The sequence below is a fragment of the Holdemanella sp. MSK.7.32 genome (genome assembly GCF_024460475.1).
GTDB lineage: Bacteria > Bacillota_I > Bacilli_A > Erysipelotrichales > Erysipelotrichaceae > Holdemanella.
The window spans coordinates 53,718-69,442 of the sequence record NZ_JANFYN010000004.1; the positions used below are offsets into that span (position 1 = coordinate 53,718).

Annotated in this window: 15 protein-coding genes; 13 read left to right on the forward strand and 2 right to left on the reverse strand. The window is 35.2% G+C overall.

All coding sequences use genetic code 11. The features are described 5' to 3' along the window. Positions 1-12: 12 nt before the first annotated feature. From atpA to NE544_RS01875, 12 genes are all read left to right on the forward strand, one after another. Positions 13-1,548, forward strand: a complete 1,536-nt coding sequence (atpA, locus tag NE544_RS01820) for a F0F1 ATP synthase subunit alpha (RefSeq protein WP_117572067.1) — start codon at positions 13-15, stop codon at positions 1,546-1,548. Further along, positions 1,535-2,383: an ATP synthase F1 subunit gamma gene (atpG, locus tag NE544_RS01825; RefSeq protein ID WP_118114295.1), complete on the forward strand. Its 849-nt coding sequence runs from the start codon at positions 1,535-1,537 to the stop codon at positions 2,381-2,383. The genes atpA and atpG overlap by 14 nt, the downstream gene beginning before the upstream one ends. 12 nt (positions 2,384-2,395) lie before the next feature. Continuing rightward, on the forward strand, positions 2,396-3,796 hold the full coding sequence (gene atpD / locus NE544_RS01830) for a F0F1 ATP synthase subunit beta (RefSeq protein ID WP_117926255.1): 1,401 nt from the start codon (positions 2,396-2,398) through the stop codon (positions 3,794-3,796). Between the two features lie 2 nt (positions 3,797-3,798). After that, on the forward strand, positions 3,799-4,194 hold the full coding sequence (gene atpC, locus NE544_RS01835; RefSeq protein ID WP_227993836.1) for an ATP synthase F1 subunit epsilon: 396 nt from the start codon (positions 3,799-3,801) through the stop codon (positions 4,192-4,194). A 111-nt stretch (positions 4,195-4,305) separates the two neighbouring features. After that, the gene (locus tag NE544_RS01840) at positions 4,306-4,566 is read left to right on the forward strand and encodes a co-chaperone GroES family protein (RefSeq protein ID WP_256268119.1); all 261 of its coding nucleotides are present in this window, start codon (positions 4,306-4,308) and stop codon (positions 4,564-4,566) included. Positions 4,567-4,582: 16 nt separating this feature from the next. Beyond that, positions 4,583-6,196 (forward strand): chaperonin GroEL, encoded by a 1,614-nt coding sequence (groL, locus tag NE544_RS01845; RefSeq protein WP_118114293.1) that lies wholly within the window; start codon positions 4,583-4,585, stop codon positions 6,194-6,196. Positions 6,197-6,377: 181 nt separating this feature from the next. After that, entirely contained in the window at positions 6,378-7,550 is a 1,173-nt protein-coding gene (locus NE544_RS01850; protein ID WP_256268120.1) for an ABC transporter substrate-binding protein, read from the forward strand. Positions 7,551-7,603: 53 nt separating this feature from the next. Further along, entirely contained in the window at positions 7,604-8,482 is an 879-nt protein-coding gene (locus NE544_RS01855; protein ID WP_118114291.1) for a branched-chain amino acid ABC transporter permease, read from the forward strand. Between the two features lie 3 nt (positions 8,483-8,485). After that, positions 8,486-9,442 (forward strand): branched-chain amino acid ABC transporter permease, encoded by a 957-nt coding sequence (locus NE544_RS01860; protein WP_118114290.1) that lies wholly within the window; start codon positions 8,486-8,488, stop codon positions 9,440-9,442. Then, entirely contained in the window at positions 9,439-10,218 is a 780-nt protein-coding gene (locus NE544_RS01865) for an ABC transporter ATP-binding protein (RefSeq protein WP_118011102.1), read from the forward strand. Before NE544_RS01860 ends, NE544_RS01865 begins: the two co-directional genes overlap by 4 nt. Positions 10,219-10,225: 7 nt before the next feature. After that, positions 10,226-10,930, forward strand: a complete 705-nt coding sequence (locus NE544_RS01870; protein ID WP_154555373.1) for an ABC transporter ATP-binding protein — start codon at positions 10,226-10,228, stop codon at positions 10,928-10,930. A gap of 6 nt (positions 10,931-10,936) precedes the next feature. After that, a complete protein-coding gene (locus tag NE544_RS01875; RefSeq protein WP_118114289.1) occupies positions 10,937-11,587 on the forward strand; it encodes a CBS and ACT domain-containing protein in 651 nt (216 codons plus the stop codon). Between the two features lie 32 nt (positions 11,588-11,619). On the opposite strand, the gene NE544_RS01880 is transcribed toward NE544_RS01875, so the two are convergent. Beyond that, positions 11,620-12,828, reverse strand: coding sequence for an L-serine ammonia-lyase, iron-sulfur-dependent, subunit alpha (locus tag NE544_RS01880; RefSeq protein ID WP_118114288.1), 1,209 nt, complete (start codon positions 12,826-12,828; stop codon positions 11,620-11,622). Positions 12,829-12,976: 148 nt separating this feature from the next. Between NE544_RS01880 and NE544_RS01885 the strand changes: the two genes are divergently transcribed. Then, the gene (locus NE544_RS01885; protein WP_256268121.1) at positions 12,977-14,752 is read left to right on the forward strand and encodes an acyltransferase family protein; all 1,776 of its coding nucleotides are present in this window, start codon (positions 12,977-12,979) and stop codon (positions 14,750-14,752) included. 15 nt (positions 14,753-14,767) lie between these two features. On the opposite strand, the gene NE544_RS01890 is transcribed toward NE544_RS01885, so the two are convergent. Beyond that, a complete protein-coding gene (locus NE544_RS01890; RefSeq protein WP_256268122.1) occupies positions 14,768-15,475 on the reverse strand; it encodes a hypothetical protein in 708 nt (235 codons plus the stop codon). Positions 15,476-15,725 lie beyond the last annotated feature (250 nt).

Here is a 15,725-nt window from a genome sequence, read left to right on the forward strand (position 1 = left end):
GCAGGTGATATGATGAGTTTAAATCCAGCAGAGATTTCAAAATTAATCAAAGCTCAAATTCAAAGTATCGACCAGGATCTTGAAATGAATGAAAGTGGTACTATCCTAACAGTAGGTGATGGTATCGCAACGGTATATGGATTGAAAAATGCCATGATGAGTGAATTGTTGTTATTCCCTCACGATGTATATGGTATGGTCATGAACTTAGAAGACGAACAAGTAGGTGTCGTATTACTAGGTGATAATTCCGATATCAAAGAAGGTGACGTTGTAAAACGTACAGGTCACATCATTGAAGTTCCAGTTGGTGATAGTTTGATGGGTCGTGTTGTCAATGCATTAGGACAACCGATTGATGGTTTAGGTGAAATCAAAACAGATAGAACACGTCCAGTAGAACGTGTGGCCCCAGGTGTAATGACAAGAAAGAGTGTATCGGTTCCATTACAAACGGGTTTAAAAATTATTGACTCTATGATTCCAATTGGTCGTGGACAACGTGAGTTGATCATTGGTGACCGTCAGACTGGTAAAACAGCAATCGCAATCGATACGATTTTGAATCAAAAAGGTCAAAATGTAAAATGTATTTATGTAGCGATTGGTCAAAAGGCAAGTACTGTAGCTCAAATCGTTGAAAAATTAAAACAACACGGAGCTATGGAATATACTACGATCGTAGCGGCTACTGCATCTGAAGCAGCACCATTACAATATATTGCACCTTATGCAGGTTGTGCAATGGGTGAAGAATGGATGGAAAACGGAGAAGACGTATTAATTGTTTATGATGACTTATCAAAACATGCCGTAGCTTACCGTACACTGTCTTTACTTCTTCGTCGTCCTCCTGGACGTGAAGCGTATCCTGGAGATGTATTCTACTTACATTCACGTTTATTAGAGCGTGCTGCACGTTTAAATGAGAATTATGGTGGTGGATCTTTAACAGCTTTACCAATTATTGAAACACAGGCCGGAGATATCTCTGCCTATATTCCTACAAACGTAATTTCAATTACGGATGGACAGATTTTCTTGAAAACAGATATGTTTAATGAAGGCGTTCGTCCAAGTGTAGATAGTGGTTTAAGTGTAAGTCGTGTAGGTAGTGCTGCACAGACAAAAGCAATGAAACAGGTTTCTGGTTCATTAAAGCTTGAACTAGCTCAATATCGTGAAATGGAATCTTTTGCGAAGTTTGGTTCAGATTTGGATGCGAGTACAAAAGATGTATTGGATCATGGTGCAAGATTAACTCAATTATTGATTCAAAAACAATATTCACCATTAACAGTGCCTGAACAAGTATTATCTTTGTATGCTGCAAAAAATAGATATTTAAAACCTGTTGAAGTAGACCAAGTTGGTGAATTTGAACAAGGAATGTTGGAGTATGTACATCGTGAATATCCTTATGTTTTAGATCAGATTGAAATGAAAAAGGCAATTGACGATGAATTAGAAGCGGATATTAAGAAGGCTTTGGATGCATACGCAAAACAATATGCACTAGAAAAGGGTGCGCAACATGGCACAGAGTAGACAGGCTATTCAGGCCCGAATCAGTTCCGTTAGTTCAACTAAAAAAATCACAAAAGCAATGCAGCTGATTGCTTCAAGTAAATTAACTAGACAAAGACAAATTATGGAAGAAAACCGTAGTTATGCACAAGGTCTTCAAGAACTATTCACAATGGTACTTCGTAGTGCTGGAGATGATTCTATGTATTTAAATGAGAATCAAGGAAAGCCAAGCTTTATCTTTGTGATCACAAGTGATATGGGACTTTGTGGTGGCTACAACGCAAACGTGTATCGTATGATACAAGATGAGTTTTCTGAAAAGGATCATGTAGTTATGATAGGGATTCGTGGTTCTGCATGGATTTCAAAAAGAAACTACAACGTTAAAAATGTATTAAGTGATCTTGACGAGGATGATGTATATGATGCTTTATCGAAATGTATGCAGGATGCATTAGACTTGTTTGAAAAGAAAGAAATTTCAAAAATTCAAATTTTATATACGCACTATAAGAACACATTGACATTTGTTCCTACTTTAGAAACGGTTTTACCTGTTTCTAAGCCTCAGGAAGAAAAGAAGTCAGGTATGCATGCGGATATGATTTTTGAGCCAGATAAGGAAACCATGCTACAAAACATGATTCCTATGGTGACAAAATCAATCCTTTATTCTCGTTATCTAGAGAGTAAAACAAGTGAACAGGCTTCTCGAAGAATGGCAATGGAGAGTGCAACTGACAATGCAGAAGAATTGCAGGATAATCTTGAACTTGCATATAACCGTGTACGTCAAGGTGCTATCACGCAAGAAATCACTGAAATTGTCGGTGGTGCAAATGCACTTTCATAAAGGAGGGTAAACATGAGTCAAAATATTGGAAAAGTCGTTGAGATCATTGGTCCGGTTGTGGATATTCAATTTTCACAAAATAATTTACCAGATTTATTAACGGCAATTGAAATTGAACGCCCAAATGAAGAAAATCTAATTGTAGAAGTCGAACAAGATATCGGTGCTGATAGAGTACGTTGTATTGCGATGGGAAGTACAGATGGTTTGGTTCGTGGTATGGATGCCATTGATACTAAAAAACCAATTCAGGCTCCTGTCGGAGAAAATGTATTGGGTCGTATGTTTAATGTTTTGGGTAAACCAATTGATGGTTTAGGTGATGTAGATGCTCAAACTATGCCAATTCACAGAAAGGCACCAGCATTTGATGAACAAAGTACAACAAGCGAACCATTGGAAACAGGTATTAAAGTTATTGACTTACTATGTCCTTATGCAAAGGGTGGTAAGATTGGATTGTTCGGTGGTGCCGGAGTAGGTAAAACCGTATTGATTCAAGAGTTGATCCACAATATTGCCAAAGAACATGGTGGTAAATCCGTTGTAGTAGGCGTTGGAGAAAGAACTCGTGAAGGAAATGATATGTATCACGAGATGAAAGACAGCGGCGTATTAGATAAAACAGTATTGGTTTATGGACAGATGAATGAAAGTCCAGGAGCCAGAATGCGTGTTGGATTAACTGGTCTAACAATGGCAGAATATTTCCGTGATGTAGAACACCAGGACGTATTATTGTTTATTGATAATATTTTCCGTTTTACACAGGCAGGATCTGAAGTTAGTGCCTTATTAGGACGTGTTCCTAGTGCTGTAGGATATCAGCCTACATTAGCTACAGAAATGGGACAGTTGCAAGAAAGAATCACATCAACAAAAGATGGCTCTATCACTTCTGTACAGGCTATTTATGTGCCTGCGGATGATTTGACTGACCCAGCTCCAGCAACAACATTCTCTCACTTGGATGCAAAAACGGTATTAGACCGTGACATTGCGGCATTAGGTATTTATCCTGCCGTAGATCCACTTGAATCAAGTTCACGTATTTTGGATCCACTTGTAGTTGGTGAAAAGCACTATAAAGTAGCCCGTGGAGTTCAAAATATTCTACAGAGATATAAAGATTTACAGGATATCATTGCCATCTTAGGTATGGATGAATTAAGTGAAGAAGATAAGAAAGTTGTTAACCGTGCACGTCGTGTTCGTAACTTCTTGTCTCAACCATTTAATGTTGCCGAAGTATTCTCTGGTATTCCTGGAAAATATGTACCTTTGGAAGATACAATTCGAAGTTTCGAACGCTTATTAGCAGGTGAATTTGATGATCTTCCAGAACAAGCATTCATGTTTGTTGGAACAATTGAAGAAGCACAAGAAAAAGCTAAAAAAATGGCTGGTGAATAGTCATGATTGCTTTTAAAGTAGTAACACCAAAAGGCGAATATTTAAAGCAGGAAGTCAAAAGTATCCATGTAAAGACGGTGGTTGGAGAAACAACAATTTTACCAAATCACATGCCTATCTTTGCATCTTTGGTACCTTGTAAGCTTGTTTTGAAAAACGAAAATGATGAAGAAGAAATCTTTGCGATTTCTGGTGGCTTTTTACAATTCAACAAAAATGAAGGCATGATTCTAGCTGATGCGATCGAAGGAAAAAAAGATATCGATCTTGAGCGTGCAAAAAAATCAATGGAACGTGCTAAAGCGCGTTTAGAGAAAAAAGATTCAGATACAAATCTAAAAAGAGCTCAGTTATCATTGGAAAGAGCAATTAATAGAATTCATGTATATGGCGAGTAATCCTCGCCATTTTCTTTTTTAAATTTTAGCAAACTTGTTGCATCAGTGCTAAAAATGAGTATAATAGTATTTAGCAGTTAGAACAGTTAAGTGCTAAAAGGAGGATGAATTATGTTACAACCTTTACATGATTATGTTTTATTAAAGAAAGAGAAAGAAGAAAAAACTACGGCAAGTGGAATCATTTTGACAAGTGGAAAAGAAAAGTCAAAGCTTGCAGTTGTCGCAAGTATGGGTGCAGATGTTAAAGATGCTGGATATGCTTGTGGAGATAAAGTTTTATATAAAGAATATTCAGGAACCACAATGAAGATTAATGATGAAGAATTCATTGTCATCAAAGATGAAGATATCATTGCAGTAAGTAAGTAGTAGGAGGTAATGAATTATGGCTAAAGAAGTACGTTTTTCAAAAGATGCTCGTGAATCCATGTTAAGAGGTGTTAACACATTAGCAAATGCAGTTCGTGTTACTTTAGGTCCTAAAGGACGTAATGTTGTTCTTGAAAAGGAATATGGATCTCCATTGATCACAAACGATGGTGTAAGTATTGCCAAAGAAATTGAATTGGAAGATAAGTTTGAAAATATGGGTGCTAAATTGGTATATGAAGTTGCCAATAAGACAAATGATACAGCTGGAGATGGAACAACAACAGCTACAATTTTAGCTCAAAGTATGATTGAAAATGGTTTACGTCAAGTGGATCGTGGAGCAAATCCTGTATTGATGCGTGAAGGTATTGAAAAAGCAGCTAAGGCTGTGAGCGAGTATATCTTGTCCGTGTCTAAAAAAGTAGAAAGCAGTAAAGATATTGCCAACGTTGCGACAATTTCATCTGGATCGGAAGAAATTGGTAAGATTATTGCGGATGCGATGGAAAAAGTCGGTCGTGATGGTGTTATTTCAACAGATGATTCAAAGGGATTTGAAACAGAACTTGAAATCAGTGAAGGTATGCAGTATGACAAGGGCTATGTTTCTCCATATATGGTGAGTGATCGTGAAAAGATGGAAGCAACAATGGAAAATGCTTATGTTTTAGTAACAGATCAAAAGATCACAAATATTCAAGAAATTTTGCCTTTACTTGAACAATTAGTTCAGGCAAATCGTGCGTTATTGATTATTGCGGAAGATTTAGAAAATGAAGTAGTTTCTACTTTGGCATTAAATAAACTTCGTGGAACATTCAATGTAGTTGCGACTAAAGCTCCGGGCTTTGGTGACAACCAAAAAGAAATGTTGCAAGATATTGCGATTATGACAGGTGCTAAATTCTATTCAAAAGATTTGAATATGGAATTAAAAGATATGCAGTTATCGGATTTGGGTACAGTTAAAAAGATTGTTGTCACAAAAGATAATACGACAATGATTGGTGGAGCTGGAAGTAAAGAAGATGTGGCTGCTCGTGTAGCTGAAATTGAAGCACAAATGGAAAACACTACAAGTGATTATGATAAGAAACGTATGGCAGAGCGTTTAGGTAAATTATCAAATGGTGTTGCGATCATTAAAGTGGGTGCTGCAACTGAAAGTGAATTGAAAGAAAAGAAACTTCGTATTGAAGATGCGTTGAACTCAACTCGTGCTGCTGTTAGTGAAGGTATTGTAGTTGGTGGTGGAGCTTGTTTAGTAAAGGCATATGTTGCTTTGAAAGATGAAGTAAAATCGGACGTAGTTGATGTACAAAAAGGTATTAAAGTTGTATTTGATGCATTGTTAGCTCCAATTGCACAGATTGCTGATAATGCTGGATATAATAGTGAAGAGATTGTTGAAAGGCAAAAAGAAGCAGGCGAAAATGTAGGATTCGATGCGAAACATGGTGAATGGGTAGATATGATTGAATCTGGTATCATTGATCCTACAAAAGTAACTCGTAATGCATTGATGAATGCTTCTAGTATTTCAGCTTTGTTCTTAACAACAGAAGCTGGAGTTGCTAAAATTGATAAAGAAGAACCAGCACCTGCAATGCCTCAGGGAATGTATTAATAGTTGATTGAATAGCCAAAGTTTTATAGCTTTGGCTATTTTTTTGTCTAAGAAAATATCTGAAAATAATGTAAAATGAAAAAATAATATGAAAAATTAAATGTAATAATATGTAAAAAGAACTTGAAAACGTTTTCCACTTGCGTTATTATATCTGTACAACTCGAGGGAGGTATAGATTATGAAAGGTAAATTATTAAAAACGTTTGCTTCTAGTGCTGTCGCATTAAGCATGTTAGTCGGATGTAGTTCAGGAAGTGGAACTGCTGCAACTGAATTAAAAGAAGGAGATACAGTCAAGATTGGTTTGAACTATGAATTGTCTGGTGCTGTAGCTTCTTATGGTCAAGCTGAGTATAAAGGGGCTTCGCTTGCTATCAAGGAATATAACGCAAACAAGGATTCAAAATATAAAATTAAAGCTGTCAAAATGGACAATAAAGGAGATGCTAGTGAATCTACTTCAGCAGCTACAAAATTGATGACTGAAGATGGTGTAGCTTTTGAGGTTGGACCTGCAACTTCAGGTGCTTCTATTGCGACATATCCAGTAGCAGATCAAAACCAAGTTCCAGTCATTTCACCATCTGCTACTCAGGTAGATGCAACAATGAATGGGGATTCTCCTTATGAATATGCGTTCCGTATTTGTTTCGAAGATTCATATCAAGGTAAGGCAATGGCTAAATTTGGATATGAAAATTTAGGAAAGAGAAAAGCTGTAATTATCAATGAAGTTAGTGATTATGGAAAGGGTCTTACTAAAGTATTTACACAAAAATTTGAAGATTTGGGTGGAGAAGTTGTAGCTACAGAAAGCTATAACGCTAAAGATACTGACTTTGCCGGTATCATCACGAAAGTAAAAGATAAAGGTGCAGATGTATTATTCATTGCTGGTTACTATTCAGAAGCTGGATTAATTATTAAACAAGCTCGTGAAGCTGGTATGGATTGCACAATTTTAGGTGCTGATGGATTTGAATCAGAAAAATTAGCAGAACTTGCTGGTAGTGAAAATTTAAATAACTGCTACTATTCAACTGCTTATACTACAGTTAACGCAAGTGATGAATTAACTGCATTTGTAGATGCGTATACTAAAGAATATGGAGAAGCTCCAAATATGTTCTCTGCATTAACTTACGATGCTACTAATTTAGGTTTACAAGCTTTAGAAAAAGCAGGTAAAACAGGTGCAGATCTACAAAAGGCTATTGCGGATACTAAATTTGATGGTTTAACTGGTTCATTCACATTTGATAAGACACATTCACCTAAAAAGTCTGTATTAGTTGTTAACTTAGTAGATGGTGTTCAAACGGAAGCCGTTTCAGTAGATCCAAATAAATAAGTCTTTGTTCAAAGGGGGAACAATTCCCCCTCTTTTTTAATAAGGAGGTTAATATGACAGCTTTTTTACAACAACTAGTCAATGGTCTATCCTTAGGAAGTATTTACGCATTGATTGCCTTAGGATATACCATGGTTTATGGAATTATTAAATTGATCAACTTTGCACATGGAGATATCTATATGTTAGGAGCTTATTGTGCATTTCTAATAACAACATATTGCGGTTTAGGGTTTATTCCTGCACTATTAATTTCAATGATTTTCTGTGGTGTTGTAGGTGTATTGATTGAGCGCATCGCATATAAGCCACTTCGTCATGCGACTCGAATTACCGCATTGATTACAGCAATTGGTGTAAGTTATGTCTTGGAGTATGCAACACAATATATCATGGGTAGTGAAGTAAGAACGTATCCTAAATTATTAACGAGTGCATCATTTCATTTAGGACCTGTCACAATTACGATGCAACAAGTCTATATTTTTGTCATTACTGTTATTTTAATGGTTGTTTTGCAGTTTATTGTTCAAAAGACAAAAATGGGCCGTGCCATGCGTGCTGTAAGTGTTGATGAAGATGCTGCACGTTTAATGGGTATCGATGTGGATAAAACAATTTCATTTACATTCCTTTTAGGGTCAGCTTTAGCAGGTGTTGCCGGCGTTTTAGTTGGAATTTATTATAATTCAATCAATCCTTTGATGGGAATGACACCAGGATTAAAAGCATTTATTGCTGCAGTATTTGGTGGTATTGGAAGTATTCCAGGTGCTATGATTGGTGGATTATTTATTGGGATTGCTGAAACTATGGTTACCGCATATGGTAGTTCTTTGTATAAAGATGCGATTGTCTACATTATATTGATTTTGATTTTAATCTTAAAACCAGCTGGTTTATTAGGTAAAAACGTTAGAGAGAAGGTGTAAGTCATGCGTAAAGAATTATTGAATAAGGCAAATCTTGCTTGGCTTTTACTTTCTATTGTGTCTTTTGTAGTTTTAACCATTTTAATGAAAGTTGGAATAATTGGATCTTATTATTCCATTACTCTATATAATATCTTCATTAATATTATTCTAGCTGTTTCGTTAAATTTAGTTATTGGTGTATGTGGCCAGTTTTCATTAGGACATGCTGGATTTATGTGTATTGGAGCTTATTGTGCTGGTATTATGGTAAAAATGATGCCAAATATGACGGGCTTAGCTATTGGAGTATTGATTGGCTTTGCACTTTCAACCATTGTAGCTTTGATTGTCTCTATTCCAACATTGCGTTTGAAAGGGGATTATTTGGCGATTGCGACTTTGGGTTTTGCGGAAATTGTACGTATCCTAGTGCAAAATATGGAAATCACAAATGGAGCGGCCGGATTAAATGGAATTCCTAAATTAACTACATTTCCATTGTTGTTTGTATGTGCCGTTATTGCTATTCTAGTTGTTTGTAACTTTACACATTCCGCTCCAGGGAGAGCCTGTTTATCGATTCGTGAAGATGAAATTGCTAGTGAGGCAATGGGTATCAATACGACAAAGTATAAAGTTATTGCATTTGTGATTGGGGCATTATTAGCTTCATTAGCTGGTGCATTGTTCGCATGTAATTTCTATGTTATCAAACCGGATCAATTTACTTTTAATAAGTCAATTGACATCTTAGTTATGGTCGTATTTGGTGGTATGGGCTCTATGACATCAAGTGTTTTAGCAGCTGTTGCGATTGGTATTATCAATGTCGTTTTGGCAAACTTCTCAGAAATACGAATGATTATTTATGGTTTGGCACTAGTTGGAATTATGATTTTTAAACCGACAGGTATCTTAGGAACTAAGGAATTATCTTTTAAAAAGTTGTTTGATAAGCGAAAGGAGAAATCTGCATGAAAACGATTCTAAATGTTAAAAATCTGACAAAGAATTTTGGTGGTCTTTGTGCAGTCTCCAACGTATCAATGACAATCAATGAAGGGGAACTTATTGGTTTGATTGGACCGAATGGTGCTGGTAAAACAACATTATTCAACTTGTTGACAGGTGTATATGAACCAAGTAGTGGTTTGATTGAGTTAATGGATCAGGATAAAAGTATTCAGATTGGTGGATTGAAGCCTTATAAAATCACAAATTTAGGAGTTGCACGAACTTTTCAAAATATTCGTTTATTTAAATCAATGACAGTCTTAGAAAATGTTAAAGTTGCGATGCATAAAAATATTCGTTATGGAACATTAGCTGCAATTTTGCGTTTGCCTACGTATTATAAAGAAGAGAAGTGGGTCGAAGAAAAGGCGGAAGAATTATTAAAAGAAGTGGGATTGTATTCTTTAAGAAATGAATTGGCGACAAATCTTCCATATGGTAAACAAAGAAGATTAGAGATTGCACGTGCTTTGGCAATTCAACCAAAAATTCTTTATTTAGATGAGCCAGCGGCAGGTATGAATCCGCAGGAAACAAAAGAGTTAACTGAATTGATTGATCATATTCGAGAAAAATATAAATTAACCGTAATCCTGATTGAACATGATATGTCTTTAGTTATGAAGATTTGTGAGCGTATTTATGTTTTGAACTATGGTAAAATGATAGCGAATGGTACGCCTGAAGAAATTAAACAAAATGAGTTTGTAGTTAAGGCATATTTAGGAGAGGAGATCTAGTATGGCAATGTTAGAAATAAAAGATCTTCACGTACATTATGGTGTAATTGAAGCTTTAAAAGGTATCAGTTTAGAAGTAAATGAAGGTGAAATTGTTGCGTTGATTGGTGCTAATGGAGCTGGAAAAACAACAATGATGCAGTCCATTAGTGGCATTGTAAAAAAGACGAGTGGCGATGTCATGTTCTTAAACGAGTCAATTATGAAGGCAAATCCTAAACATATTGTTGAAATGGGTTTAACACAGGTGCCAGAAGGTCGTCGTATTTTTACAGGAATGAGCGTATATGAAAACTTGATGATGGGAGCTTTTTTACGAAAAGATAAGGATGGAATCAAACGCGATTATGAAAAGGTTTGTGAGCAGTTTCCTATCTTAAAAGAACGTATGAATCAGGATGCTTCTACTTTATCTGGTGGTGAGCAGCAGATGTTAGCTATGGGGCGAGCACTAATGGCAAAACCTAAATTGTTGCTTTTAGATGAACCAAGTATGGGGTTAGCTCCTATTTTAGTTAAGGAGATATTTAACATCATCGAAGAAATCAATAAAGCAGGTACTACGGTTTTATTAGTTGAACAAAATGCTAAGATGGCATTATCAATTGCGCATCGTGCCTATGTATTAGAAACTGGAAAAGTTGTTATGTCAGGTACTGGTGAGGAATTGGCAAAGAGTTCGGATGTTCAAAAGGCATATCTAGGAGGATAATAAAGTATGTTTAAAGTTAAGGATTATATGACAAAAAATGTTATATGTGCTGAACCAGATGCAACGATTTCACAAATCATTGATTTAATGAAGGAAAAGGGAATTCACCGTGTTCCTGTTGTTGAAAAAGGAAAACTTGTTGGATTGATTACAGAAGGTATGATTTCTAATTCGGGTACAACGAATGCGACAAGCTTAAGCATATATGAATTAAATTATTTATTGTCAAAAACGACTGTAAGCACAGTGATGGTAAAAAAAGTCATTTCTGTCGATGAAAATGAATTGATGGAATATGCAACACAGAAAATGTTGAAAAACAACATTGGATGTTTGCCGGTCACAAATGCTTCTGGCGAAGTTACAGGTATTGTAACGCAGAATGATGTGTTTAAATGTTTCTTGAATGTTCTTGGATGGGATGAAGTGGGTTCAAGAATTACGGTTGCCGTAAAAGATGAAATTGGTGCGATTGGTAAGTTGTCGGAAATCTTTGTTGAGAATAAAGTGAATATCAATCATATTGGTGTGTATTCTTTTGAAGATGGAATTGCCAATCTAGTCATTCGTTGTGATACTATTGAACCAGATGATTTACAAGCAGATTTAGAGCGTAAAGGCTATAAAGTATTAGAGTGTTTCGTTCGTGATAAATAGAAAAAAAGGTCTAATTCACATGAATTAGGCCTTTAAGCTTTTTCTGGTACAACTACGGCTAATCCGCCAAGTGCACTTTCTTTTAGTTCAATTGGAAGTTTCTTTCCTGTTAGATTCATGGTTTGAACAACCATATCAAAACTAACACGATTCTTTTTTACGTTACGTAAATATTTGGCAAGTCTTGCGGCATCTACACTTCTTTGGGCAGCTACTGCATTTCTTTCAATACAAGGAATCATTACGTATCCGCCAACTGGATCGCATGTAAGTCCTAGATGGTGTTCTAATCCAATTTCAGCAGCACATTCGATTTGTTCGTTATTTTGAAGTTGACAATAAGCGACAAAAGCAGCGCCCATAGAGCAGGCAGCACCAACTTCTGCTTGGCATCCAGCTTTGGCACCTGAGATGGTTGCGTTTGTCTGAATTAGATTTCCAATCAATCCAGCGACTTTAAGTCCTTGGATAATTGTCTTTTTAGGATAATTTTGATCGTGATAGAAATGATATACAAGACTAGGTAGAACGCCACAGCTACCCATGGTTGGAGCTGTTACGACAATGCCTCCGCTTGCGTTTTGTTCATTGGCTGCATAGGCATAACTACTTAATAATAAACTGTTTTTGTCTTGGATATCATTACAGCTTTGTGCCGACTGATGTAAGGCATGCGCTACACGGTCAATTTTCAAGCTTCCAGGTAAAACACCAGTCTTCTTTAATCCGGTATTTACTGTTTTCAACATTTGTTTAAAGATTTGATTCATGTAAGAGTCAAAATCAGAATCTTCCACTTCATCGATATATTGGTCTAAACGTAAATGACGTTCATTACAATAAACTTGAATATCATCCATCTTTGTGTGTGGATAAATTTCTGGGTCTACATTTCCTTTTTTTCCATCGATTTCGATTTTTCCACCACCAATAGATACGAATGTATGTTCTGCAATTTTTGTATCTTTGTCAAAAACTTCAATGATCATTGTGTTTGGGTGTTCAACAGGGGTTTTCATATCAAAAATGATTTCGCATTTACTAGTGCCTAACGTTTTTAATATGATTTTGTCTGTAAGGTGCCCTTTTCCCGTAAGTGCTAAAGAACCAAATAATGTGATTTTGAAGTTTGTAGCTTCTGGATACTGTTCATTGATATATTTAGAAGCCATCATTGGACCAAATGTGTGTGAACTGCTAGGACCTGGTCCGATTTTATAAATTGTCTTAATACTTTGCATGTTATTTTCCTCTCAGAATCTTAATATATTATATTGTATTTTTTGAAAAAGGGATATTAAAAAATTATATATTTATTAATAATTATTAAGATTTGATTGTGCTAAAATAGATGGTGCTTAAAGTAAGCATCTAAGGGGATATGTAGATATGAAAAAAGAAGACGGACGTTTAAGGGGAATGGACGGATTGCGTGGGGTTGCGATTATTGCGATTACACTATTCCATATGTTTCCTAGTGTTTTTAGGGGTGGATACTTAGGAGTTGTGTTATTCTTTGTATTAACTGGATTCTTGTTGGTGGTATCAGCAAAGAAGAAGATGAATCAAAAAGAGTTTTCATTGCGTGATTACTATCTTGCCAGAATCAAAAGAATATACCCACCATTACTTGTGATGGTATTTACTACATTGGGAATCTATTTTATTTTGGCTAAGGACGCATTGTATAACATGAAAATGCAGGTGTTTAGTATTTTGGCTGGTTTCAATAACTGGTGGCAAATTTCGCAAAGTATTGATTATTTTACGCGTATTGCGAATACTTCGCCATTCTCGCATTTATGGTTTTTATCTATAGAGATGCAGTTCTATGTGATTTTTCCATTATTATTGTTTGGAATGTATAAATTGAAAGATAAAAAAGGAGAATCATTCACAATTAAAACTATGTTTGGTGTAACAGTTGGCTTTGCGCTTGTGATGCCAATTCTATATTTATGTAGAGTGAATGTTACACGATTATATTATGGAACAGATACGCGAATTTATTCATTGTTTGCGGGCATGCTTCTAGGTTGGATGTATACAAAAGGGGAAGCAACTAAAAAGAATTTTTATACCTCAATTGGGTTGCTTGGAGTGTTTGTGATTTCATGCTTTATTTTTGATGGGCGAATGCCAGTTGTTTATTTGTTTGTACTTGCATTAATGACGGTTTTATCTTTGTATATAGTCGAAAAAACGGCAGATAGTTCAATCTCATTGGATGTTCCAGTGTTAAAGTGGATTGGTCAACATAGTTATGAAATTTATTTATGGCAATATCCAGTTATTTATTTATTTCAATATAAAGATTGGAATACAAATTTTGTGATCTATTTGTTTGAGTTTGTGATATTGATTTTGTTGGTTATATGGTCAAACTATTTCTTGAAGGTATTTAAATATAAACAAATTAAACCTAAATTTCAAAAAGCCGTGTTGGCTTGTGGAATCGTTGGGTTTGTATTTCAGGCCACAGGTGTTATTGCTTTAGCAACCTCAAAAGAGATAGATTCTACAGAATTGCAGAAGCGTATAGCAGAAAATGAAAAAGCAATAGAGGCAAATAAGAGAAACGCAAAATCGGATGGTAGTGTTGAAAAAGGCAAAGTTGACGACTATGCTTCAAGTGGAAACTCACAGAAAGTATCGGATAAAGAATTATTTTGTTTAGGGGATTCTGTCATGTTGTCGGCATATACAAATATTCAAGATATTTATCCGGATGCAACAATAGATGCAGCTGTTTCAAGACAAATATATCATGCTCTAGACATTTTAAGTTGGTATCAGTCTCAAGGAAATATTCATAATACAGTTGTGATTTCACTTGGAACAAATGGTGTTTTGGATGAGAATACAGTTGAACAACTGTTAGAAATGATTGGTAAAGATAAGTCTATATTCTGGGTCAATGTGTATGCGCCTGGAGTTGAATGGGAAGCTAGTAACAATAAATATCTGAATGAATTGGCTAAAAAACATTCAAATGTAACGATTATAGATTGGAACTCGTATATTTCTAAGCATACAGATTTATTAGAAGCAGATGGAATTCATCCGATTGAAGAGGGCGCTGATGCATATGCTCATTTAATTCAAGAAAAAATTAATGAGGTTATGCAAAAACAAAAAGAGATTGAAAAAAAAGCGAATAAATAAAAGACTGCAGAGGAATTAATCTTCTGCAGTTTCTTTTGTATATGAATCTAAATCATTTGGGAAATTGATTTTATTTAATTTTTTGATGCTAAGTTCGATTGAAATATCAATATCTGCACTTGCTTTATCTACGGTTTGTTTACCTGTAAAGCTTAAAATCATGTGTGAGATTTTTTTGTTTTTGATAGTTGCTTCAAGCGTTGCATCATCTAGTTTTATAGATCCCATATTATCTAGAAGGGTGGCTAATTTAGATGTGTTGACTTTAAAAGTATATGTATCATTTTCTTTTTTAGAGGAATCAAATAATTCGCATAATTGATCGTCAGTTAAATCTAGAAATGGGTTGTATGTATTTAATTTTGAATTCTTTTTAAGTCCAATCTTATCGACTGTACTTTGGGTTTTTGTGCCCATAGAATTTAAATATGTTTTTCCATCTTTAATGTAAAAGTTTAAAAAATTATTTTTCACATTATCGCCTGCAACTAAACCGATTGAAGTAGCAACTTGTAGATCTTCTTTTTGAAGAATTTGTGCATCAATATTCATTTTTGAATCTTTCATATCCAATGTTCCATTGATTTGGGCGCTTTTTAGATTTAATGTATTACCTAATGCATCAAAGAATGTAAGGATGTCATCATTGTTTTTTGAGTTTGAACATCCTGCAAGGCTAAGCGATAAAAAACAAGTTATAATTAGGGTTAAAAATTTTTTCATTCGGAACTCCTTTAAACGTTTATATTGTATGCATAATTAAAGGGGATGTCAAAATGGACAAATGAAAAAGCACCTACTTTGTGCAGGTGCTTAAAAAGGATAGGCAATATTTATAACTCATTTTTTAAATTTTGTCAAGTTTTTATTGACATTTGGTGGTTTTACTAGTAGTATAATAAATTGCATAATAGTGTGTGTTTTCAGATGAAAACCACCTAGTATAGTACAAATTCGAACGAAAGGATGGCAT